General features: G+C 62.0%; 17 protein-coding genes and 3 pseudogenes. 8 read left to right on the forward strand and 12 right to left on the reverse strand.

The window, feature by feature from the left end; translation table 11 throughout:
- Nucleotides 1–336: 336 nt before the first annotated feature.
- Together ATY80_RS01815 and ATY80_RS01820 are read right to left on the reverse strand one after the other, a co-directional pair.
- Nucleotides 337–1,203, reverse strand: a complete 867-nt coding sequence (locus ATY80_RS01815; protein WP_088690777.1) for a nucleotidyl transferase AbiEii/AbiGii toxin family protein — start codon at nt 1,201–1,203, stop codon at nt 337–339.
- Nucleotides 1,200–2,189: a type IV toxin-antitoxin system AbiEi family antitoxin gene (locus tag ATY80_RS01820; RefSeq protein ID WP_245306732.1), complete on the reverse strand. Its 990-nt coding sequence runs from the start codon at nt 2,187–2,189 to the stop codon at nt 1,200–1,202. Before ATY80_RS01820 ends, ATY80_RS01815 begins: the two co-directional genes overlap by 4 nt.
- On the opposite strand from ATY80_RS01820, the pseudogene ugpC reads away from it, so the two are divergent.
- A pseudogene (ugpC, locus tag ATY80_RS29950) lies at nt 2,130–3,198 on the forward strand (sn-glycerol-3-phosphate ABC transporter ATP-binding protein UgpC). The gene ATY80_RS01820 and the pseudogene ugpC overlap by 60 nt on opposite strands.
- A gap of 565 nt (nt 3,199–3,763) precedes the next feature.
- Here ugpC and ATY80_RS01830 read toward each other — a convergent pair.
- The 4 genes and pseudogenes from ATY80_RS01830 to ATY80_RS01840 all read right to left on the reverse strand — a co-directional run bounded on the left by ATY80_RS01830 (nt 3,764) and on the right by ATY80_RS01840 (nt 6,575).
- The gene (locus ATY80_RS01830) at nt 3,764–4,183 is read right to left on the reverse strand and encodes a type II toxin-antitoxin system VapC family toxin (protein WP_088690779.1); all 420 of its coding nucleotides are present in this window, start codon (nt 4,181–4,183) and stop codon (nt 3,764–3,766) included.
- Nucleotides 4,180–4,434, reverse strand: coding sequence for a plasmid stabilization protein (locus ATY80_RS01835; protein ID WP_088690780.1), 255 nt, complete (start codon nt 4,432–4,434; stop codon nt 4,180–4,182). The genes ATY80_RS01830 and ATY80_RS01835 overlap by 4 nt, the downstream gene beginning before the upstream one ends.
- 404 nt (nt 4,435–4,838) lie before the next feature.
- Nucleotides 4,839–4,958: pseudogene (locus tag ATY80_RS29955) on the reverse strand (thiosulfate sulfurtransferase); the annotation flags it as partial.
- Nucleotides 4,959–4,976: 18 nt separating this feature from the next.
- Nucleotides 4,977–6,575: an ABC transporter substrate-binding protein gene (locus ATY80_RS01840; protein ID WP_088690781.1), complete on the reverse strand. Its 1,599-nt coding sequence runs from the start codon at nt 6,573–6,575 to the stop codon at nt 4,977–4,979.
- Nucleotides 6,576–6,925: 350 nt separating this feature from the next.
- On the opposite strand from ATY80_RS01840, the gene ATY80_RS01845 reads away from it, so the two are divergent.
- The 6 genes and pseudogenes from ATY80_RS01845 to ATY80_RS01870 all read left to right on the forward strand — a co-directional run bounded on the left by ATY80_RS01845 (nt 6,926) and on the right by ATY80_RS01870 (nt 13,252).
- Nucleotides 6,926–8,104: an acyl-CoA dehydrogenase family protein gene (locus tag ATY80_RS01845; RefSeq protein ID WP_088690782.1), complete on the forward strand. Its 1,179-nt coding sequence runs from the start codon at nt 6,926–6,928 to the stop codon at nt 8,102–8,104.
- 12 nt (nt 8,105–8,116) lie between these two features.
- Entirely contained in the window at nt 8,117–9,475 is a 1,359-nt protein-coding gene (locus ATY80_RS01850; protein ID WP_088690783.1) for an LLM class flavin-dependent oxidoreductase, read from the forward strand.
- Between the two features lie 10 nt (nt 9,476–9,485).
- A complete protein-coding gene (locus tag ATY80_RS01855) occupies nt 9,486–9,827 on the forward strand; it encodes a DUF3088 domain-containing protein (protein WP_088690784.1) in 342 nt (113 codons plus the stop codon).
- A gap of 13 nt (nt 9,828–9,840) precedes the next feature.
- Nucleotides 9,841–11,061, forward strand: coding sequence for an acyl-CoA dehydrogenase family protein (locus ATY80_RS01860; protein WP_088690785.1), 1,221 nt, complete (start codon nt 9,841–9,843; stop codon nt 11,059–11,061).
- Nucleotides 11,058–12,383, forward strand: coding sequence for an LLM class flavin-dependent oxidoreductase (locus ATY80_RS01865; RefSeq protein WP_088690786.1), 1,326 nt, complete (start codon nt 11,058–11,060; stop codon nt 12,381–12,383). Before ATY80_RS01860 ends, ATY80_RS01865 begins: the two co-directional genes overlap by 4 nt.
- Nucleotides 12,384–12,404: 21 nt before the next feature.
- A pseudogene (locus ATY80_RS01870) lies at nt 12,405–13,252 on the forward strand (NADPH-dependent oxidoreductase).
- A 24-nt stretch (nt 13,253–13,276) separates the two neighbouring features.
- Here ATY80_RS01870 and ATY80_RS01875 read toward each other — a convergent pair.
- Nucleotides 13,277–14,287, reverse strand: coding sequence for a LysR substrate-binding domain-containing protein (locus tag ATY80_RS01875; protein ID WP_088690787.1), 1,011 nt, complete (start codon nt 14,285–14,287; stop codon nt 13,277–13,279).
- A 295-nt stretch (nt 14,288–14,582) separates the two neighbouring features.
- Here ATY80_RS01875 and ATY80_RS01880 point away from each other — a divergent pair, with 295 nt between their 5' ends.
- The gene (locus ATY80_RS01880) at nt 14,583–16,199 is read left to right on the forward strand and encodes an ABC transporter substrate-binding protein (RefSeq protein ID WP_088690788.1); all 1,617 of its coding nucleotides are present in this window, start codon (nt 14,583–14,585) and stop codon (nt 16,197–16,199) included.
- 68 nt (nt 16,200–16,267) lie between these two features.
- Here ATY80_RS01880 and ATY80_RS29350 read toward each other — a convergent pair whose 3' ends face one another.
- From ATY80_RS29350 to ATY80_RS01900, 5 genes are all read right to left on the reverse strand, one after another.
- Complete coding sequence (locus tag ATY80_RS29350; protein ID WP_245306733.1) at nt 16,268–16,918, reverse strand: hypothetical protein; 651 nt, start codon at nt 16,916–16,918, stop codon at nt 16,268–16,270.
- Nucleotides 16,861–17,682, reverse strand: coding sequence for an FAD/NAD(P)-binding protein (locus tag ATY80_RS29355; protein ID WP_245306734.1), 822 nt, complete (start codon nt 17,680–17,682; stop codon nt 16,861–16,863). Before ATY80_RS29355 ends, ATY80_RS29350 begins: the two co-directional genes overlap by 58 nt.
- Nucleotides 17,683–17,914: 232 nt before the next feature.
- Nucleotides 17,915–18,709, reverse strand: a complete 795-nt coding sequence (locus tag ATY80_RS01890; RefSeq protein WP_245306735.1) for an amidohydrolase family protein — start codon at nt 18,707–18,709, stop codon at nt 17,915–17,917.
- Between the two features lie 33 nt (nt 18,710–18,742).
- Entirely contained in the window at nt 18,743–19,984 is a 1,242-nt protein-coding gene (locus ATY80_RS01895; RefSeq protein WP_088690789.1) for an acyl-CoA dehydrogenase family protein, read from the reverse strand.
- A gap of 80 nt (nt 19,985–20,064) precedes the next feature.
- Nucleotides 20,065–21,123, reverse strand: coding sequence for an aldo/keto reductase (locus ATY80_RS01900; RefSeq protein WP_088690790.1), 1,059 nt, complete (start codon nt 21,121–21,123; stop codon nt 20,065–20,067).
- Nucleotide 21,124 lies beyond the last annotated feature (1 nt).

Genomic DNA, 21,124 nt, shown 5'->3' on the forward strand with positions numbered 1-21,124 from the left:
GCATTTTCGTTCGATCAAATGACAAAATCGCTCTCACATCGAAGGTCGCCAGACCCGCGATGGTCAAAACCACATCATCGCCTGCAGAACGAAACCCGAAGGGCCGGTTCCCATCGGTGCGATGCATCGGCGGCTTGAATGGCAAAATATTCAAGTTTCGGTGGTTGGGGCTCAAAACCAACGATTCCTGCGATTGGTCGAAAGGCCTGTACCGAGGCTAGCGGCTTAGGCTGTAGATGTGAACCCAGTACGAATCTCTCGCCTTGAAAGGATACGAACCGCGGACCCGCTCATCAGCGGCACGATGACGGCGCTCATGGTTTAGGAATCTATCGGCTAAAGCAGAAGCTTAGGGAATTTCTTCGCTCGAAGCTGCTCTATCGCCTTCTCCGACGATTTCCATGGCTCACCTTTAAGCAGGGGCAGGACATCGTTCCAAATCACGCCGAATGCATGAATGGCATCCTCGTCCGTGAACTCCACGCCCGGGGGAAGCAAGGGCGCGATGTCCTCCATCAGGCTTTTTGTCAGCTTTTCAAGCATTCGTTGCTCAGCGTTCGCGCGCGTGATTACATTCTCCTCGAGCGAAAGGTAGTGCTCGAAAGCAGCCACGAGCCGTCCCGCGTCGAGAGAAAGCTCGCGCCAGCCTTCATGTAGATCAAAGAGATCGCGGTTCTTTCGCCGCTGCAGGAGGGCCCTGAGCTTTGTGCCAAACAACTCCTCCTTGTCATAGGATACGATATCCGCGGTGCCGGCGAACCACTCATTTTCTACCTTGAACGGGTACGCGTGAGTCCCAAACAACGATTTGTGCTCACGTGTATTGATCTCCACCTTTAGCTTGAGCGGCGCTTCAGGCTCCGCCTCCGGCGCGAAGCGGAAGATAAGGTGGGTCGAATGACCCGCCTGCTCTCTTTTGAACTTCCCCAGCCATGAAAGAGCGTCGCGGATTGCATCGATCGTAGGCCCAATTGGTTCGGCCGTGATCTGAACCAAATCGATATCTTCCGAATAGCGCAAGGGCCGCTTGAAAAGCAGTTTGTTGATTGCCGTGCCACCTCGGAAGGCGATTTTGCCCTGGAGCTTCGGTGCCGAAAAGAGGTCACAGAGCGCGCGCGAAATAATGAGATCTTGTTCGATCTGTCGAGAATCCGGCCATGGTGCCTGCTTAGCCCAGGCTGTCAGATGCGCTTTCGGGATCAAAAGTCGATCTCCACGGTTTCATTGATGTCGAGACGCCACCGCTCATCTCTTGTTTCGGAGAAGGAAAGTCCCTCGATCAGAGGCCTCACTGATGGGTCGAGTGGCGTATACTTGTCGGTTTGCTGGGCGAATGGTTGCAATGCGTCAGCCTGTTTCTTGTGGTGCGACAGATCGAGCAAATAGCCGAGACGTCGCACGGACGTATTTTCGAAGTGCTGCGCAATGGATGCCAGCTTCTTCGGACTTGCGCGGTCGCCAATGTCCTTTGCAATTTGCGCGACACCGCTAATACCGGTGGCGCGCTTGAAGTAACGGATGCAGTCGAGGAGGGTTAGCTCAACGCCTGCGGCTTGAGCGTAGCCGGCATCTGTTTTCAGTGACGTCAGCCATTCCTTGTGGTTGGTTGCGCTAAAGATGGCAGGCGCCAAATAAATGAACTGGATTCGATGGCGCCCGATCACGATTGATCGGAACTGCTGGGGGACGACAACTTGAAACACCATCGCGGCCTGGTGCGAGGAGCCGTGCATCGCGGCCGCGCGTAAGAGGGATATCCGGTAGTCGAGGCCCAGATATTTCATTAGGGGGCCGATCCAGCGTGCGGGATCCGGAGCGCCAGCAATCCTATCCTCGGGCCGGAGGATGATGTAAAATCCATGCCTTGGGTTGGCTAACTTCTTTTTGGATATTTGCCGCGTCAATGCTGCGGTGAAAGCGTCCTGGCTAAGAGGCAGTTCAGCCAAAGCCTCCTCGCGGGTGAACGTCGAGTACCCGCTTATCAGCTTCTTTTCAATGTAGTCGTCCAGAGATGGCATCCGCCAATCATACGCGAAATCGCACAAAATCATAGCGGTTTTGCATATGATTGGCGAGGACGCTGGCACAGCGCCGGGCTTGACCACGTAACTTTGTCGGAGGGATCGCAAATGTCTGGCTTGAGCATCAGAAACGTCATGAAGTCCTTCGGCGCTGTCGATATCATCCACGGCGTCGCGTCGAGATCGCCGATGGCGAATTCACCATCCTCGTCGGTCCCTCCGGCTGCGGCAAATCCACATTGCTGCGCATGATCGCCGGCTCGAGGACATTACCAGCGGTGAGATCAGCATCGACGGGCGGGTGGTGAACAATCTGCAGCCCAAGGATCGCGACATTGCGATGGTCTTCCAGAACTACGCCCTCTATCCTCAGATGACGGTCTCCCAGAACATGGGCTTCGCGCTGGAGCTTGCCGGCGCCAAGCGGCCGGAGATCGAGAAGAAGGTCGGCGAGGCCGGGGCTATCCTCGGCCTGCAGCCGCTGCTCGACCGCAAGCCGGCGCAGCTTTCCGGCGGCCAGCGCCAGCGCGTCGCCATGGGCCGAGCCATCGTCCGTGATCCGAAAGTCTTCCTGTTCGACGAGCCGCTTTCCAACCTCGATGCCAAGCTGCGCGTGAAGATGCGCGCCGAGATCAAGGCGCTGCACCAGCGCCTGAAGACCACGATCGTCTATGTCACCCACGATCAGATCGAAGCCATGACCATGGCCGATAAGATCGTCGTGCTGCATAGCGGCCGCGTCGAGCAGATCGGCAGCCCGCTCGAACTTTACGACAAGCCGCGCAACATCTTCGTCGCCGGCTTCCTCGGCTCCCCCGCCATGAATTTCCTCGAAGGCACCATCGCCGATGTCGGCAGCCCGGCGCTGGCGCTGAACGGCGGTTCGCGCATGAAACTCTTACGCGCTCCGGCCCATTCCGCCAACCGGCCGCTGACGCTCGGCATCCGTCCCGAAGACATTGCCTTTGGCGGCGAGACCGCGTCGATGCCGTGGTCAAGGTGGTCGAGCCGACGGGTTCGGAAACTCATGTCGCAGTGGAAGTCGACGGGCAGGGAATTGACCTGGGTGGTGCGCGAGCGTGTCGCCCTTGCCCCGGAACAGCGGGTGAAACTTTCCTTCGAAACCTCGAAGGTACATTTCTTCGACCAGCAGACGCAGCAGCGTCTCAGCGCCTGATTCTCGCCGTGAACACCCATTGGAAGCGATATCCGTCGCGATCGGATCCATGGTGAATGTCGTCAACGCTTGTATCGTCTCGTCGGAGCAGACCAGGCTGCTGCGGCTGATGGGCAATGGTATCTGTAGAATATGCTCGGCTGCGATACGGCCTTCATTCGGGCGCTGAACCTCTGCAGTTATAGGCGCTCCGGCACCTGCACTTGGCGGCGTTTGACAGGTGGGTGGGACGCCAGCACGCGATACCGGATGCTGCAGTGCGATGCGATGGCGCGTGCTGCAGACCATACGATCTGAAATTGCCGTTTCTCTCAATTAGCAGATGTTCGAAAACGCAACGGTGGCCATAACATCCTTGATCGCGCTGCCCCTGCGGAAATTCCAGCATCAGTGACCAAGGGTGGACGAACACCCCACCTCCCTTCACCCCTCCTCTGCGAGAGCACATTGTGACCAGCAAAATGCGTAGGCCCCTGGCCTCGCCGGGGTAAGTGCAATTTTTTCTTAGGGGTAATCCTACGCCTTGAAACGACACGAACCTACGACACCTAGATCCATACTGTCGTTATCGGGACCAGGGATTAATCACTTTCAACCCGGCGGTCTCGAACGGGCTCGTGTCGCGAGTTGCGACCGCGAGGCCGTTTGCCACTGCTGTGGCTGCAATGTAGCCATCAGCCGTGCCAATCGCCTTCCCAGATCCTCGAGCGCGAGACATCAGTTCCGAGTAGAACTGTGAAGTCGCCAGATTGAAGGGCAGGATGCGCTCGGAAAAGTGAGGGAGCACTTCGCCCTCAAGGCGGTCGCGAAAGATGGTTTGCCGTTTCCCCGGGGGCATGGCAGCAATTCCGAACCGAAGTTCAGCAATCGTTATTGCGGATAGGAATAGCGTCTCGATGGCTTGGGCGTCCAACCAGGCGACCACTGCCTCATCAGGAGCCGGTTTCCAAGGCTCGGATATAATGTTGGTGTCAAGCAAGATCATTCGAAGGTCATCGGTTCAGCAGGCGTCTTGTCGCGACTTTTCTGCAGGGCTTCAACGTCGCTGTCCGAAAACTCAGCGTCGCGACCAATGGCCATCAGTAAGGTGCCGAGCTTAACACGTTCAGAGGGACGAACAGCAGCTTCGATAATGTCACGGATCTCGGCCTCTGTGCTTCGACCATGATGGGCCGCTCGCACCCGCAAGGCACGATGTGTTTCGTCAGAAAGATTCCGAATGGTGACTGCCGGCATTGATATCACCTCCATGGAAAGGATAGGTTTGATATCAAAGTATGCAGAATGATATCAATTTTCAAGAGGTTCAATACGAGGAGGAAAAAACACGTTTGTTCAGGTCTCCCGCCTTGAAGCGGGTTCGGACCATCGACCAAGTTATGAGACCATTTATAACGGACAAATATAGAAAAAGACTCAACTGGCTAAAGCCCCTGATGATTTCGACCTTCCGCGGACAAATGAATCCGGCGCCCTGGCCGTTTAGGACTATTGAAGAGATCAACAAGCCTCCAGGAGTAATGGGTACCGCACCGTCTGGATCCAAACGATCGTCAGTCCGGCAAGGGCTGCTTTCGGCCGATCCAATCAGCCCCTTTCGGAGCGCTCCGACAGTGACGCGCCGTCGCCTAGGTCTCATTCGCAAACAGCGGTGAAGCGTAGCCGACGTCTTCTGTCGGCCGGATATCAAGCACCGCCAGTTCCAGCCCGTCGCCCAGCCAGTCGATCAATGTGGCCTTGTCTATCAGATATCTAGTCATGTTTTCTGCTCCTCGACATCAAGCGTTCGGATCGAGCCACAAGTCGCCAAAGCTCCAGTTGAGCCCCTGCGATCCCGTGACGTAGTTCTTCACCCGCCTGTTGGCGACGATCTGGGCGCCGGCGGCGACGAGGTCCACGGAGGCCACCTCGTCGTGGATGAGGTGCTGGAACTTGCTCCACACTTCCCAGCGCTTCTTCTCATCCGGCTCGATCGCGGCCGCCTCGAGCAGCGCATCCGCCTTGGCGTTCGAATAGTGGCTGGCATTCGAGAACGGCAGACCGATCTTGAAGTTCTTGCTCCAATAGGCGCGCTGGATGCCGAGCGACGGATCGAAGGTGTTGGAGAGCGACTCCACGACCAGATCGAAGGCGCGGTCCGTGTAGACGGTCTTCAGGAAGGTCGGCAGGTCGTATTTCTTGATCTCGATGCCGACGCCGATCTTTTCCAGCTGACTCTTCAGCACATCGGCATAGCCTTGCGGCAGGTAGGAATTGTAGGTGAGCCTCAGATCGAAGCGCTTGCCGTCGGCCTTGCGCGGATAGCCTGCCTCATCGAGCAGCTTCTCGGCAGCAGCCGGATCGAAGGGATGCGCCACGACGCTGTTGTCATACCACTGCGGCAAGGCCGTGCTGACCGGGCTCGGCGACACCTGCGCGTAGCCATAGAGCGCGACGTCGACGATTTCCTGCAGGTTGATCGCCTGGGCGATGGCAAGCCTCACCTCGCGCTTGGCAAACAGCGGATTGTCGTAGTTGAAGAACAACTGCTGCTGGGGGCCGGAATAGGCATAGGTGGTGGTGTCAACGATGAGATTGGGGACCTGCTTCAGCCGGTCGAGATCGGCAAGCGGCACCGGATTGTCGCCGATATCGGCTTCGCCCGTTTCAAGCGCCGCCGAGCGGGCGGCCGGATCGATAACGACGCGCAGGATGATGCGATCGAGATAGGGCTTGCCTGCATCCCAATAGTCGGGGTTTCGTTCGAAGATCAGATGGCTGCCGGCCACCCATTCCGTCAGCTTGAAGGGGCCGGTGCCGATCGCTGTCTGCAGCGTCTGTCCGTCGCCCGGCGCCAGCTCCTCGAAGATGTGCTTCGGCACGATCGGCGATTCCGAGCTCGACTGAGCTGAGAGCAGGAAGGGAGCTGGCTTCGACAGCACGATAACTGCGGTCAGTGGATCCGGCGTCTCGACCGCCACCACGTTCTGGTAGGTGATGCGGCCGCGCGGATGGGCTTCCTTCAGCCGGAAGATCGAAAAGGCGACGTCATCGGAGGTTAAGTCCTTGCCGTCATGCCACTTCACGCCCTTGCGGAGCTTGAAGGTGTATCGAAGATTGTCATCGGAAATCGACCATTCCGTTGCGAGAAGCGGCTGCGGCCTGACATCGAGGTCGAAGGTGAGCAGACCCTCGACGATCTTGGGGCCGATCGCCTGACCGGTGCCCGACGACGTGTTGATGGCAAAAAGTGCGTTGCCGGGATCTACCCGGTAGAGCCAGTTCAAGGTGCCGCCTGTCGCCGGCACGGCGCTCTGTCCAAAGGAGATCGACGGGAGCAAGGTGCTTGCGCTTGCAAGCAACATCAGCTGGTTGAAACTGCGACGGTTGATGGACACGCGAAGAGCTCCTCTCGGGTTGGATTGTGGTCCGCTGAGGGGGAGCTTCCGTGCTGCGTCCGAAAAGGCGAAGTCAAAGTTTCTTCTCGTCCGGGAAAGAATAATTGCGTCCGAACGATCGTTCGCGACCAATGCGATACAAAGGAACCGCTGCTCATTGTCCATGCTTTGGCAGGATGATATTTCGTCGATGGGCACGCCGACGAAACACAGGAATCGCGCGCACCGGCGAAAGAATTTCTTTCCGTAAAATCAAGCAGATATTTCTGGACTTGAACGGCCGGCCAGCCAACCGTTGACGGGAAATACCGGGGCGCACGGCCCCTTTACCGTCATTTCCGGGAGGCGATATGCCGTTCGAAACAGATGCAGACGACACGCTTCTGGCAAAGGCCGCCGCGCTGCGCCAGGCGTTTCATCTCGATGCCGTCGAGAGAGACAAAGAGGGCGGCAGACCCGTCGAGCAGATCAGGCTCCTGAAGGCAAGCGGACTGCCGTCCGCACAGATCGCCAGGGAGTATGGTGGCCAAGGCGCCTCATGGCTGACGATCCTGCGCATCGTCAGGGAATTCGCCAAGACGGACGGATCGCTCGCCCATCTCTTCGGGTATCATTACCTGCCGCTCAACCTCATCCTGTTTCGCGGCTCGGCCGCGCAGAAAGAAAAGTGGCTGACCGGCTCGGCGGCCGGTAACTGGATCTGGAGCAATTCCGGAAACGCCTTGTCGAAAACATCGAGCGGCGAAAGAACCGCCGGGGGCTGGATCATCAACGGCAGCCGCCCGTTCTCCTCGGGCACGCATATTGCCGACTATATCCAGATCTCCTGGGAGAATGCCGAGGGCGCGCGACTGACCGCCGCCGTCCCGGCCGACCGCGACGGCATCGTCATCGAGAATGACTGGGACGGCATCGGACAACGGCAGACCGGAAGCGGCACCGTGCGCTTCGTCAACCTCGAGGTTCTGGATGACGAGCTGATCAGCGCGCCCGACGTGCCGCTGACGCCCTACTCCTCCCTGACCTCGCTCTTCCAGCAGAGCGTCCTCCTCAATGTCTTCGTCGGCAGCGCGCAGGGCATACTGGAAGAAGGCCGTGACTATACGACGACGAGTTCGCGGCCATGGATCTACTCCGGCGTCGAGCGGCACATCGACGACCCCTGGATCAAACGCCAGTATGGCGACCTTTATATCCGCACGCTCGCGGCAACCGAGCTCGCGGACAAGGCGGCTCGCAGCCTTGATGCCGCCTACGCCGAGGGACCTTCGCTGACCGCCACGGAACGCGGTGCGGCTGCGATCGATATCGCGACCGCCAATGTCTATGCCGGCGAGGTCGGGCTTGCCATTTCCAGCGAGGTCTTCGAGGTCATGGGCGCGCGCTCGGCGACCACGGCCAACGGCTTCGACCGCTTCTGGCGCAATGTCCGGACCCACACGCTCCACAATCCCGCCGAGTACAAGAAGCGCACCGTCGGCACATGGCTGCTGACCGGCGACTTCCCCGTGCCGGCCATCTATCGCTAAAAGGAACCGCAAATGGCGAAACGCAAGGACAAGATCAAGCTCGGCGCATTTCTGCTCTTTACCGGGCACCATGTCGCCGCATGGCGCCATCCGAAGGCTTCTGTCGGCACCGAGTTCGAGAACTATCTGGAACTCGCCAAGCTCGCCGAAGCGGCGAAGTTCGACACGATCTTCTTCGCCGATGGCGTTGCCGCGCGCATCAAGGATGTCGAGGCGGCAAGCCGCAAGGCCCACAGCGGTGTATACCCGTTTGAGCCGATTACCCTCCTCTCGGCGCTGTCATCCGTCACCCGCAATATCGGGCTGATCGCCACGGCCTCCACCAGCTACTCCGATCCCTACAATCTCGCCCGCCAATTTGCCTCTCTCGACCGGCTGAGCGGCGGCCGGGCCGGCTGGAATCTGGTTACGTCGTCGGATCCCGACGCCGCCTTCAATTTCGGCCATGAAACGCAGATCCTTCATTCCGACCGCTATGAACGGGCGGAGGAATTCGCCGATGTCGTGCTCGGCCTCTGGGACAGCTGGGACGACGATGCCTTTCTTCGGGACCGCGAGAGCGGCCGGTACTTCGATCCGGCCAAGCTGCACCGGCTCAACCACAGCGGCCGGCACTTCAACGTGCGCGGGCCGCTTAATATTCCACGCTCGCCACAGGGCAGGCCTGTTGTCGTTCAGGCCGGTGCCTCCGAGCCCGGCAAGGAGCTTGCCGCCCGCACCGCGGAAGCCATCTTCGCCGCCCAGATCACGCTCGGCGAAGCGACCGGCTTCTATGCCGACGTCAAGGGACGGCTTGCCAAATACGGACGCTCGCGTGACGACCTGAAGATCCTTCCCGGCATTTTCCCTGTTGTCGCCCGCACGCGATCGGAAGCCGAGGAGAAGTTCGAATCCCTTCAGGAACTCATCCAGCCCGAGGTCGGCCTGAACCTGATCTCGCAGCTGTCGGGCGTCGACCTCAGGGATTATCCGCTCGATGGTCCGGTGCCCGAAAATCCGCCCGCGACGAATGCCGGCAAGAGCCGGCAGGCGCTGGTTCTGGATCTCGCTCGGCGCGAAAACCTGACGATCCGCCAGCTCTATCTGCGCATTGCCGGCGCGCGCGGCCATTGGCAGGTCGTCGGCACGCCTGACGATATCGCCGATCAACTCGAGGAGCGCTTCGAGAACTACGGCGCCGACGGCTTCAACATCATGTCGCCGATCATGCCGGGCGGGCTTTCCGATTTCATCGAGCTCGTGGTGCCGGAACTGCGCCGGCGCGGTCTCTTCCGCCACGAATATGAAGGCACGACGCTGCGCGAGAACCTTGGCCTTAAGCGCCCCGAAAACAGCCTCGCCGCCCGCGGCGGCGCGGTCGCGGCCGAGTGAGGGGAAACACATGAGCCGCGACACTCTTTTTCTCGTCGCCCCCGGCTTTTCGGATCCGAAACAGCCCGGCCAGACCTTCGTCTGCCCTCATTGCAACGCGATCGAGGGACTGCTTTCGAGCTTCCCCGAGCTGGCGAACCGGCTCGACATTCACCGCGTTCCCTTCCCTCGTCCGCGGACACGCGTGATCGAGGCGGTGGGCGAAGAGAACCAGTCCCTGCCGGTGCTGGTACTCGCCTCCAACCCGCCACCCGATGCCGCGGACTGGAAAGGCAAGCGCTTCGTCTCGAAGACCAGCCGCATCCTCGAGCTGCTCGCCGAGCGACATGGCTTCCCGCGACTGCACGACTGACGGAGGAACGACGATGACCGTAAAGCCCGCAGGCTTCGAACCAGCCGCATTGCCGCCCGTGCTATTCAAGCCGGACCGAACCGACCCCTATCTCGCCAAAGCCGTCGAACTTCGCGACATCTTCGCGACCGACGCCGTCGAGCGGGATCAAAGAGGCGGGGGTCCCGCCGAGCAGGTCCGGCTGCTGAAGGAGAGCGGTCTCGTCAACCTCCTCATTCCCAGGGAGTTCGGTGGCGAGGGACAGCCCTACTCAACGGCACTACGGATCGTGCGCGAATTCGCCAAGGTCGACGGTTCGCTCGGCCATCTCTTCGGCTATCACTTCAGCCCGATCCAGAATGCCCTGACGAGTGGTAACGACGAACGATCGGCCGCGATCCTGCGGCAATCGGCCGAGGGCCGGTGGTTCTGGGGCAACACGACGAACAGCTTCTCCAAGAGCCTCTTCGGCAGGAAGGTCGAAGGCGGCGTTCTGTTGAACGGCTACCGGCCTTTCGCCTCCGGTTCCCACGTCGCCGACTACGTGATGGTCGCCTGGGAGGACGAGGAGACTTACGCGCGCAGCTTCGCCTATATCCCCGCAAACCGGCCCGGCATCGCGATCGCCCACGACTGGGATGGTATCGGCCAGCGGCAGACCGGCAGCGGCCGCGTCTTCTACAAGGATGTCGCGATCACGGATGACGAAGTCCTGTCGGAGCGGCCCAAGGATCCGGCTGCGCTGCTGATACCCCAGCAACAGCAGAGCGTTCTTCTCAATGTCTTCATCGGCAGCGCCCAGGGCGCGTTTATCGCCGCGCGCGACTACACCATCACGAAATCCCGCCCCTGGATCTATTCGGGCGTCGAGCGCCATGCCGACGATCCGTGGATCAAGCGGCAATACGGCGAACTCTGGACCAAGGTGCAAGCTGCCACCGCGCTCGCCGACCGTGCCGCCACCAGTATCGACGCCGCCTATGCCAAGGGCCCGGCGCTGACGGCCGAGGAGCGCGGCGCCACGGCAATCGCGGTCGCCTCGGCCAATGTGCTGGCCGGCAAGGTTGCGCTCGAGGTCACCAGCGAAATATTCGAAGTCATGGGAGCCCGCTCCGCAGTGCGCCCCCATGGCTTCGATCGCTTCTGGCGCAACGTCCGTATCCACACGCTTCACAATCCGGCCGAGTACAAGACCCGCAATGTCGGTTCATGGTTCCTGACCGGCGATTACCCCGAGCCGGGTGTTTTCCAATGAGCTGGCGACAGCTTCATCTCAACATCAACATCCTGCATTCCGGCTTTTCCCCCGCCGCCTGGCGAATGGAAGGCAGCGATCCTCGCGCCTTCTTCGACATCAACCACTACATCAAGGTGGCGAAGATCGCCGAACGCGGCACCTTCGACGCCGTCTTCCTTGCCGATCAGGCGGCCATATCGGACCGCATCGACTTCCGGCCGCTGACTTCGCTGGAGCCGACCATCGTTCTGGCCTTGGTCGCGGCCAACACCGACCGCATAGGGCTGATCGGCACGGCCTCCACCACCTACAACGAGCCCTACAATATCGCGCGGCGCTTCGCGACGCTCGATCATGCCAGCGGCGGGCGCGCGGGCTGGAACATCGTCACCAGCGCGGACCTGGCACAAAGCAGAAACTTCGGCCTCGAAAAGCCCGTAGCGCATGCAAGCCGCTATGAACGCGCCGGCGAGTTCGCCGCCGTCGTCAAGGCGCTCTGGGACAGCTGGGAGGAAGAGGCTTTCGTCGGCGATGTCGCGACGGGCCGCTTCGTCGATCCCGGCCGCGTTCACGCAATCGCCCACAGTGGCAAGCACTTTACGGTGCATGGGCCGCACAATATTCCGCGCCCTCCGCAGGGACACCCTGTTGTCGTGCAGGCAGGCGGGTCGGACGACGGACGCGAGCTCGCCGCCGAGCATGCCGAAGCCGTCTTCTCAGCTTCGCAATCCTTCGAGGAATCCCTGGATTACGCCAGGGACCTGCGCCGTCGCGCGGCCCGTTATGGGCGGCGGGAAAATAGCATCCTCGTTCTCGCGGGCCTCGCCACCATCATCGGCAGCACCGAGGCGGAGGCCAGACAGAGGCAGGAAGAACTGCGAGACCTGATCCCGCTGGAATACAGCCTCGCCCGGCTTGCGGGTGTCCTGCAGGTCGATCCTAATCGGCTCGAGCTCGACAAGCCGCTCCTTGACGACATCCCGCTGCCGGCCGACGGCGGGCATACGTTCTTCCGCGCGACGCTAGCGCTGGCGCGGCACCAGGGTTTGACCGTTCGCGGCCTGATGCGGGCGCTCGATGGCGGAACCGGGCATCGCACGATCGTCGGTACGCCTGCCGCCATTGCCGATGACATCGAGACCTGGTTCAGCGCCGGCGCGGCCGATGGTTTCAATCTCATGCCGGACGTGCTGCCGCATGGCCTTGAGGTCTTCGTCGACGAAGTGGTTCCGATCCTGCGTCGGCGCGGCCTCTTCCGGCGCGAATACACCGGCCACACACTGCGCGACCACCTCGGCCTGTCGCGGCCCCACAACCCCTACGCCAGCGCGGCGGAATGACGACACGGAAAGGACGATCCCGTGACGCCATCCCTTGCTGCAAAGGCAACCGATAATGATCGGCTGGCGGCCCTCGCCGCCCAGCGCTATCGCCAGGCGCAGCACCTCGGCAGCGAATGGAACGAGACGATTGATACGCTGCTTTCTCACTGCAGCGTGCGCAGCTATCTGCCAGATCCGATTCCGCACGCCGCTGTCGAACTCGCGGTTGCCGCCGCGCAGTCGGCCGCCAGCTCGTCCAATCTGCAGGCATGGAGCGTCGTTGCCGTTGAAGACACCGAACGTCGAAACAGGCTGAACGCCATTGCCGGCAGCCAGCGCCAGATCGCGCAGGCCCCTCTCCTGCTCGTGTGGCTCGCGGACCTTGCCCGGCCCCGTGCGATCGCTGCGGAAGGCGGCTCCTCGGGAGACGGCCTCGACTATATCGAGAGCTTTCTGCTTGGCGTGATCGACGCGGCGCTCGCTGCGCAGAACGCGGTCGTTGCCTTTGAATCGCTCGGGCTCGGAACCTGCTACATCGGTGCGATCCGCAACGATCCGGAGACCGTTGCACGGGAACTCGCCTTGCCGAAAGGCGTCTTCCCGGTTTTCGGCCTGACGGTCGGCGTTCCCGACCCGGCGCAGCCCACCGACGTGAAGCCGCGCTACCGCAGTCGACGGTTCTGCACCGCGAGCAATATGCGGATGACGCACGCACACGCGATCTTGCCGGCTACAACAGGGCGCTGAGAAGCTTCCAGGCGCAACAAGCGATGCCGGCGATTGACTGGACGGATCAGGTGCGCAATCGCATCGGCACAGTCGAGGCGCTGAAGGGTCGGCATGTGCTGGCCGCGGCGGCGCGCAAACTAGGTTTCCCGCTCAAATAGAGCGACTGAGCTTCCAGGAATGAGTTACTCGGCCGCCATCATGTCGGCGGCCGGCTCGATGCGGCGTGCGATGATCTCGTCCATCGTCTGCAGGGCGCGTGCCTCGGCAAGCAGCCACTCGCGAAACAGATCGACGCGCATCAGCCGCGCCGTATGCGCCGTGGTGGCGAAAAAGTAGGAGGAGCTGACCGGCTGCGGGACGCCGAAGGGGCTGACCAGCCGTCCGGAACGGATGTCGGCTTCCGCCAGCCGGATCTTGCCGAGCCCCAGACCCTGTCCTGCCAGCGCGGCATCGAGGACAAGAGACGATTGATTGAGCCGGAACCCGCCCTGCGACAGACGATGGGTTAGCCCGGCAGCACGCAGCCATCCGCCCCAGTCCGGGCACGACTGATCATGCTCGGCTCCCTCCTCGTGCAGTAGCGGCACATCTTCGATCGTCTCCGGCCTGCCCCACAGCCCATGCGTATCGGCAAATTCCGGGCTGCAGACCGGCAGCACGGCCTCGGAAAAGAGATGATCGACGATAAGCCCCGGATACGGTCCGCTTCCATAGCGGATCACGCAATCGGCGTCGCCGGCATCGAGGTTGGTCAGCTGGGTCGACGCATCGACAAGCACCTGCAGCCCGGGAGCCGCCCGCCGCAGCGCGTCCAGCCGCGGGATGAGCCATTTGCTGGCAAAGGACGGGGCGACCGAGATGCAGATTGGCTGTTCATGGTCGCTTTGAACGAATTGGGCCATGGCGGCGAGAACGGCGTCGAAGGCGCCGGTCAATCCAGGCACCAGGGCCAGCCCGGCGGGCGTCAGGTGCAATTGGCCACGGACACGGTCGAAAAGCGCCTGACCGAGGTAGTCCTCCAGCAGGCGAATCTGTTGACCGACCGCTGCCGAGGTTACATGCAGCTCTTCGGCGGCGCGAACGAAATTCAGATGTCGCGCCGTCGCGACGAAGGCCCGCAGCGATGTCAGCGGCGGCAGTCGCGCAAGCGTCGGCTGGATTGCTTTTCTGCGAGAGTCGGCAAAAGTGCTCATGAGACGATTGCACCACAAACCTCCCCATGAAGACGAGAACCGCCTTTCCTTCCCGCGCTGCCGACGGAACATTTTCTTGCGCCGCGAACCTTGATCGGAGACGCAAAAACTCATTTTTGTTATTTGTCTATATTTTTAGTAGATTACAGTGCTCAGCGCCTGCCGCCGCCCCCCAATGCGAAGTTTTCCTTTTCCGGACAGGCAGAAAAACATTCTTCCGGTTTTGCGCCACGCTGCCCGATGATGCCGGCGACGACGCTTCGATTGAGCCGTCCATCGCAATTCAGGGGTATTCATGGATATCAGCAGACGCCAACTCAACAAACTTCTCGCCGCGACGGGCCTCACCGCATTCCTGCCGCTCAGCGCCTTCGCCGAGACTGCGGCACCGACAAAAGGCGGCACGCTAAATTTCATCGTCGAGCCGGAGCCGCCGACGATCCTGACGCTCGCCCACACGGCTGGCGGCACCCAGAAAGTCAGCCCGAAGATCACCGAAGGCCTCCTGACCTATGATTTCGATCTGACGCCGAAGCCGCAGCTCGCCACGGAATGGTCGATCAGCGACGATGGGTTGAGCTACACCTTCAAGCTTCGCCCGAACGTGAAGTGGCATGACGGCAAGCCCTTCGCATCGGATGACGTCGCCTATTCCATCGAGCTTCTGAAGCAGGTCCACCCGCGTGGCCGCGGCACCTTCGCCAACGTGACCAAGGTCGAAACGCCGGACCCGCTGACCGCCGTGATCCGGCTTTCCAAGCCGGCCCCCTATCTCCTCAGCGCGCTTTACGGGGCGGAATCGCCGATCGTGCCCAAGCACGTCTATGACGGCGTTGCGATCGCGGACGTGCCGACCAATCCGAACGGTAGCGCCCCGATCGGCACGGGGCCGTTCGTCTTCAAGGAGTGGGTGCGCGGATCGCACATCATCCTGGATCGCAACCCTGATTACTGGGATGCCGGCAAACCCTATCTCGACCAGGTCATCGTGCGTTTCGTGCCTGATGGCGCGGCCCGTGCTGCCGGCTTCGAAACCGGCGAATTCGATATCGGCGGCGACAATCCGATCCCGTTGAGCGATCTGGAACGCGTCAAGGCGCTCCCGAATATCGCTGTCGATTCCCGCGGCTACGAGACCAAGGGCGACCAGACGCAGCTCATCTTCAATCTCGACAACGAGTATCTGAAGGACGTCCGTGTCCGTCGCGCCATCGCCCATGCGATCGACCTCGACGTCATCCTGAACACCGTCTGGTACGGCTATGGCCATGTGTCGCCGACCCCGATCAGCACCTTCCTGCCGCGCTATCTCGACACCTCGATCAAGCCCTACGCTTTCGATCTGAAGGCCGCTGAACAGTTGCTCGACGAGGCCGGCTACAAGCGCGGCGCTGACGGCCTACGCTTCAACCTGCGGCTCACCCACAATTCCTACAATGAAGGCTTCAAGCGGGTTGCCGAATACCTGAAGCAGAACCTGACGCGCATCGGCATCAACGCCACGATAGATTCCTACGATTTCTCCACCTACATCAAGAAGGTCTACACCGACCGCGCCTTCGACGTGACGGCGGAATATCTCGGCAACCAGTTCGATCCGACGCTCGGGGTGCAGCGCATCTATTGGTCGAAGAACTTCAAGCTCGGCCTGCCCTTCTCGAACGCCAGCCACTATGCCAACCCGGAGGTGGACGAGCTACTCGAAGCCGCATCCGTCGAGATCGACGATGCGAAACGCAAGGAGCAGTTCTTCGCCTTCCAGAAGATCATTGCCGATGAAGTGCCTGTCGTGAACCTGATTGCGCTCGAAAACGTCACCGTGTTCAACAAGCGGGTCAAGAACCATACGATCGGGGCCGAGGGCGTGCAGTCCAACTTCGCTGATACCTACATCAAGGACGGCGAAGGCTGAGGTGCGGCGGCGGACCTGCACAGGAAAGGGGCGCCGCGAGGCGCCCCTTTCTGCTCTGCGCGATGAGATCAGGCGACGCGGATTGGCGTGAATTTCGCGAGGATGCGGTCGGCAAGCGCAATCGCCTGGGCGCGCTGCTCGGTGATCGAGCTTGATTCCCACGCAACGCCGCGCAGCGGATGCCCGATGGCGCTGAGATTGCGATGAACACGGCCTTCCTCGTTGATGAGGTCGCCGGCGGGGGTCGCATCGATGCCGTAACCGGTGCTGTGAGGACGAACTTCGCCGCTTGCGAGCAGGCTCTTCACGAAGGGATCGGATATCCGGCGCCAGTCATGCAGCTGATGCCCCCGGCAATCGATCACGCCGTCGAACGACACCGTCTCGACGTCCGCCCCCGTCTTTAGGCTGGCGGTGATATCGCCATCCTCGGCGGCAAATCCGAGGATGCGGGCGCGGCCATGCTTCAGCCGACCTTCAGAAATGACGCTCTCGACGATCTGGTGGCTCTCCGGCGCCGAGCGGTGCGCGGTCACGTCCCAGAAGGCCCTGAGATGCCTGGTGAACCGCAGCCGCTCGCGATCGCTGGCACCCTGCCACAGCGACAGAATATGCGGACGGATCGCCAGCGGCAGGCCCTGCCAGTCCGCACCGCCAGCCGCTATCGCCCGCCGTTCCGCCTTGACGCGTGACAGCAGCTCGCGCGTGGTCGCCGGCAATGGGCCATCGGCCAGAAAGTCGCGCGCCGCCTCGACGGTCCTGCGCCCTTCCACGAACTGGCCACGACGCGATATGGCGCGGTAGCGCCGCGATAGCCCCTCGCCTCCATGCTGGCGATGGCATCGACCATCGACAGGCTGGAACCGATCAGCAGGATTTCGTCGCAATCGACCAGCCGATCGAGCGCGCGCGTGTCCCACGGATTGGCCGCGAAGCGCGGATGGCCGGCAAGCTGGGATTCGGCTTCCGACAGCCGAGGCTGGAAGGCGCCAAGGGCCAGAATGGCCTCGTCGGCCTCGACGACAGCACCGTCGGTGATGGTGATCCGGATTCGGCTCGGCGCGGCGACAAGTGCAGATGCCGACGACCGGATATGCCGCAACGTCGAGCCAAGTCGCGCATTGGCCACCGCACGCGCGAGTTCGTCGCGAACATAGGTTCCGTAGAGATAGCGCGGCGGACTGCTTGAGCCCACCTCGGCGGGCGGCGTCCAGCCATTGGCGAGGCCGTGCTCGACCAGCCAACGCGAAAGATGGTCCGGGTCTTCGGGATGGAGGGAGAAGATCTCCGCCGGTCCGTTGACGAGATGGACCGGCTCCGGCGTGCTGTAGGCAATGCCGCGACCGAGCTCCTCGCGCCGTTCGATGATGGTGATCGCCAGCGGCACCTCGGTGCGATCAAGCAGCTTGAGCGCGGTCGCCGCGCCGGCAAAGCCGCCCCCGACGATGGCGATGGAGTGATGCGGAATACGATCAATGCGCAATGAGCCTCCTTTCCCACCGGTGTCGATGGGGCGTGCTATGCCTGACGTGGAACGGGCGGACGCCGCTTATCAATCAGCCGGTTGCGGGCGTGGCGATGACCTTTCAGCAGTTCAAGGGCATTGCGGCTGGCAATCAGCTCTGCCTCATGCTCGCTCAATCCGGCCGCCTTAAAGGCTGCTGCCAGTCCGTCCTGTGTCGGATCGTGTCCGAGGATCGGCCAGTCACTGCCGGTCAGAACATGATCGGCGCCAGGAGGCCGGTCACGAAGCGGATGAAGCGCGCCTCGGATGGCATGATGTCGATGTAGAGATGGCGCCGCTTGCCGGCCGGCGCATCGGTGAAAATGGACGGCAGTTCGCCGAAGGGACCGGTCAGCGCAAGCGCCGAAACCCCGAGAGCGGTAATGACGACCCGAAGCTCCGGCAGCTCCTCGAAAACGCCTGATGTCACCAGCGAGATCGCGGCGGCGGCGTTGATCGTGCCGCGGCTCAGGCGGGTGCCAAGCCTGCCGAGGCCTGATAGCTGCGTCGCAAGCGGCTCGGGATTGATCGGATGCAGGAAGACGGGAACGCCGAGCTCCGCGGCGACCCGCAGCACAGGCCGCGCTTCCGGCGCTTCGATCAGCCTGTCGCCCTTTGCGCTGTCGAGAAACAGACCGGACAGGTTGAGTTCGATGATGGCGCGCCGCGCCTCGGCCGCGGCTGCCTCACCGCCGAATGCATCCACGGTCGCCAAGGCGAAGAGGCGATCCGGACGGCGCGCAACCGTCGCCGCGAGATCGTCATTCAGCCGCCGGGTCACGGAGCCGAGATCCGCATCGGGCCCAGCGACCATGGAATGGGCAACGCCAATGACTCGCAGCGCGATACCAGCCGCATCACTATCGGCGATCAGCGCATCGAGATCGGAGATCTTCGTGCCGATCCGTGCCCATAGCGGATCGAGCGGGCGACCGGGCGCGTGGTACACTTCCCAGCCCTTCGGCAGGAAATGTGTATGGAAATCGACGATATCGAGCCTGCTCATGGTAACTCCGTGACGATCGCTGCGCGGCAGGCTTTAGAAGACCTTACCTTCCTCCAGGTGCGTCGTGGTTCCGTTGATGTAGAAGTCGCCGACCACGCGCGCCTTGTGCAGCAGCGGGTTGTGGTTGAGCACCGTGCGGATGTTGCGCCAGTGCCGGTCGAGATTGAGGTGGCGCGACGTCGCGGAACCGCCGCCGAGTTCGAAGATGTTCGTGGCGGCGGCAAGCGCGATTTGCGAGGCGACGATCTGCGTGCGCGCCGTCGTCAGCGCGCTCTCGATCAGCGCGGGCTCGAGCGCCTGCGGATCGCCCGCGCCGAATGCCGCCGCCGTCCTGTCGAGCGCACGGGCGCTTTCGCGGATGAGCGTATCGACGGCAAAGGAGCCGGCGGCGATCTCGCCGAGAATCTTTTGCACGAAGGGATCGGCATTGGCGGTCTCGGCCGCGCTATGGGCCGCCGAGCGCGCCTGCCGGCGCACATAGTCCGTCCCTTCGGCCAGCGCGCCACGCACGGCACCCGCCATCGAGGCCGCGAGGTGGAGCTGCCGCAAGGTCGAGGTGTGGCGACCGACCAGCGTGTTGAGCCCGCGCGTGGAGATTTCATGCGGCAGCACTTCAACATTTTCGAGGAGAACGCCACCGCTTGCGGTCAACCGCTGACCCATGCCGTCCCAGTCGTCGAGAATGGAGATGCCGGGACGATCGACAGGCAGCAGGACACTCACGAACTCGCCGTCGTCGTTCTTCGCGCTGAAGGAGGCGAAGTCCGAGAATGCCGTACCGGTCGCATACCATTTGCGGCCGTTGAGGCGGTAATGATCGCCTGATTTCGTCAACCGCGTCGTTACTTCGCCGGGGCGCTTCGTGCCCTGTTCGGTATGCGCACCGCCGAAAAGCTTGCCCGACAGAACCCGCCCGAGCTGCGTGCGATCGATCGCCGTATTGGGCGTCAGAATAAGGGTTTCGGTGAAGTTGAAATGGCTGCGCAGCGCATGCGCGATGTTCGAATCCGCAGCCCCGATCGCCATGATGGTTTCGATGTAATCGGCAACAGATCCGCCGGGGCCTCCGAGCGCGACCGGAATACGCAGCGCGCCAAGCCCCGCTTCCTTGAACTGGCGGAAGGCCTCGAAGGGAAGCTCGCGCTCTAGATCCCGCTTGGCCGCCTCCTTCGCGATTTCCGCCGCCAGATCAGGGATCTTCGCGAGCAGCGTCGAGAGCTCACCGCCCTCTTGCGTGGGCGTGGCGGACAGTGCTGAAGGAGCGGTATTCGGCATGCGGGACCCTTCTCGGCCGGGAAAGAGATGATGGGACCCGCCGCACCGCGGGTCCCTGTCTTGTGATCAAGAGGTCATGATCAGGCGACGGCGCGCGTCAGCGGCACGACATTGTCGGCGCCAGCTGCCGCGCTGCGCGGCACGCGGCCTTCGACCGGATGGCTCGGATCGTTGAAGCCGGGGGTCGACGGGTGGCCGGTTGTGACCAGCCGGTCGACCAGCGCCTCGTCCTCGGCGTCGAGCTTGACGTCGAGCGCGCGGATATAGCTGTCCCAATGCTCTTCCGTGCGTGGTCCGGTGATCGCCGCCGAGATCAGCTTGTTGTTCAGCACCCAGGCGAGCGCGAACTCGGTCGGCGAAATCCCCTTGCGGGCGGCGTGCGAGGCGATCTCGCTGGCGATCGCAATCGATTCCGGACGCCATTCGGTCTCTAGGATACGCTTGTCGCCGCGACCGGCGCGGGTATCGGCGGCGGGTTCCTTGCCCGGCTCATACTTGCCGGTCAGCACGCCACGTGCGAGCGGCGAGTAGGAAACGACACCGAGACCGTAGTGGTGGGCGGCCGGCAGCTGCTCCGCCTCCGCAGTGCGGTTGACGATGTTGTAGAGCGGCTGGCTCGCCACCGGGCGGTCGATCCCGAGTTCATCGGCAAGCTGTGCGATCTCGGCAATGCGCCAGCCGCGGAAATTGGAGACGCCGAAATAGCGCAGCTTGCCGGCGCGGATCAGGTCGGCGATCGCGCGCACCGGCTCTTCCAGCGGTGCATCGAAGACGGCCCGGTGAAAATAGAGAATGTCGATATACTCAGTGTTGAGGCGACGCAGCGAATTCTCCACGGTCTCGATCACCCACTTGCGCGAATGACCGCCGAGGTTCGGACCCTTCTTGTGCGAGTTGACGAACTTCGTCGCCAGCACCCAGTGATCGCGATGCGCCTTGATGCCCTTGCCGACAACCTCTTCCGACTTGCCGTCGTGATAGACATCGGCCGTATCGATGAAATTGATCCCCTGCTCGCGCGCCTTGTCGATGATGCGGAACGCGACGTCGTCAGGCGTCGGCCCACCGAACATCATGGTTCCCAGGCTGAGCGGTGACACCTTGAGCGCGCTGCGCCCGAGATAGCGATAATCGACCATT

Origin of the sequence: Rhizobium sp. R711, from assembly GCF_002211365.1 — a bacterium.
Taxonomy (GTDB): Bacteria; Pseudomonadota; Alphaproteobacteria; order Rhizobiales; family Rhizobiaceae; genus Rhizobium.

What these genes read in the sequence shown, in the direction of transcription:
- ATY80_RS01830 (WP_088690779.1), bottom strand. Translation starts at nt 4,183, where the DNA reads ATGATCTTGCTTGACACCAACATTATATCCGAGCCTTGGAAACCGGCT.
- ATY80_RS01835 (WP_088690780.1), bottom strand. Translation starts at nt 4,434, where the DNA reads ATGCCGGCAGTCACCATTCGGAATCTTTCTGACGAAACACATCGTGCC.
- ATY80_RS01845 (WP_088690782.1), top strand. Translation starts at nt 6,926, where the DNA reads ATGCCGTTCGAAACAGATGCAGACGACACGCTTCTGGCAAAGGCCGCC.
- ATY80_RS01850 (WP_088690783.1), top strand. Translation starts at nt 8,117, where the DNA reads ATGGCGAAACGCAAGGACAAGATCAAGCTCGGCGCATTTCTGCTCTTT.
- ATY80_RS01855 (WP_088690784.1), top strand. Translation starts at nt 9,486, where the DNA reads ATGAGCCGCGACACTCTTTTTCTCGTCGCCCCCGGCTTTTCGGATCCG.
- ATY80_RS01860 (WP_088690785.1), top strand. Translation starts at nt 9,841, where the DNA reads ATGACCGTAAAGCCCGCAGGCTTCGAACCAGCCGCATTGCCGCCCGTG.
- ATY80_RS01865 (WP_088690786.1), top strand. Translation starts at nt 11,058, where the DNA reads ATGAGCTGGCGACAGCTTCATCTCAACATCAACATCCTGCATTCCGGC.
- ATY80_RS01875 (WP_088690787.1), bottom strand. Translation starts at nt 14,287, where the DNA reads ATGAGCACTTTTGCCGACTCTCGCAGAAAAGCAATCCAGCCGACGCTT.
- ATY80_RS01880 (WP_088690788.1), top strand. Translation starts at nt 14,583, where the DNA reads ATGGATATCAGCAGACGCCAACTCAACAAACTTCTCGCCGCGACGGGC.
- ATY80_RS01890 (WP_245306735.1), bottom strand. Translation starts at nt 18,709, where the DNA reads ATGAGCAGGCTCGATATCGTCGATTTCCATACACATTTCCTGCCGAAG.
- ATY80_RS01895 (WP_088690789.1), bottom strand. Translation starts at nt 19,984, where the DNA reads ATGCCGAATACCGCTCCTTCAGCACTGTCCGCCACGCCCACGCAAGAG.
- ATY80_RS01900 (WP_088690790.1), bottom strand. Translation starts at nt 21,123, where the DNA reads ATGGTCGATTATCGCTATCTCGGGCGCAGCGCGCTCAAGGTGTCACCG.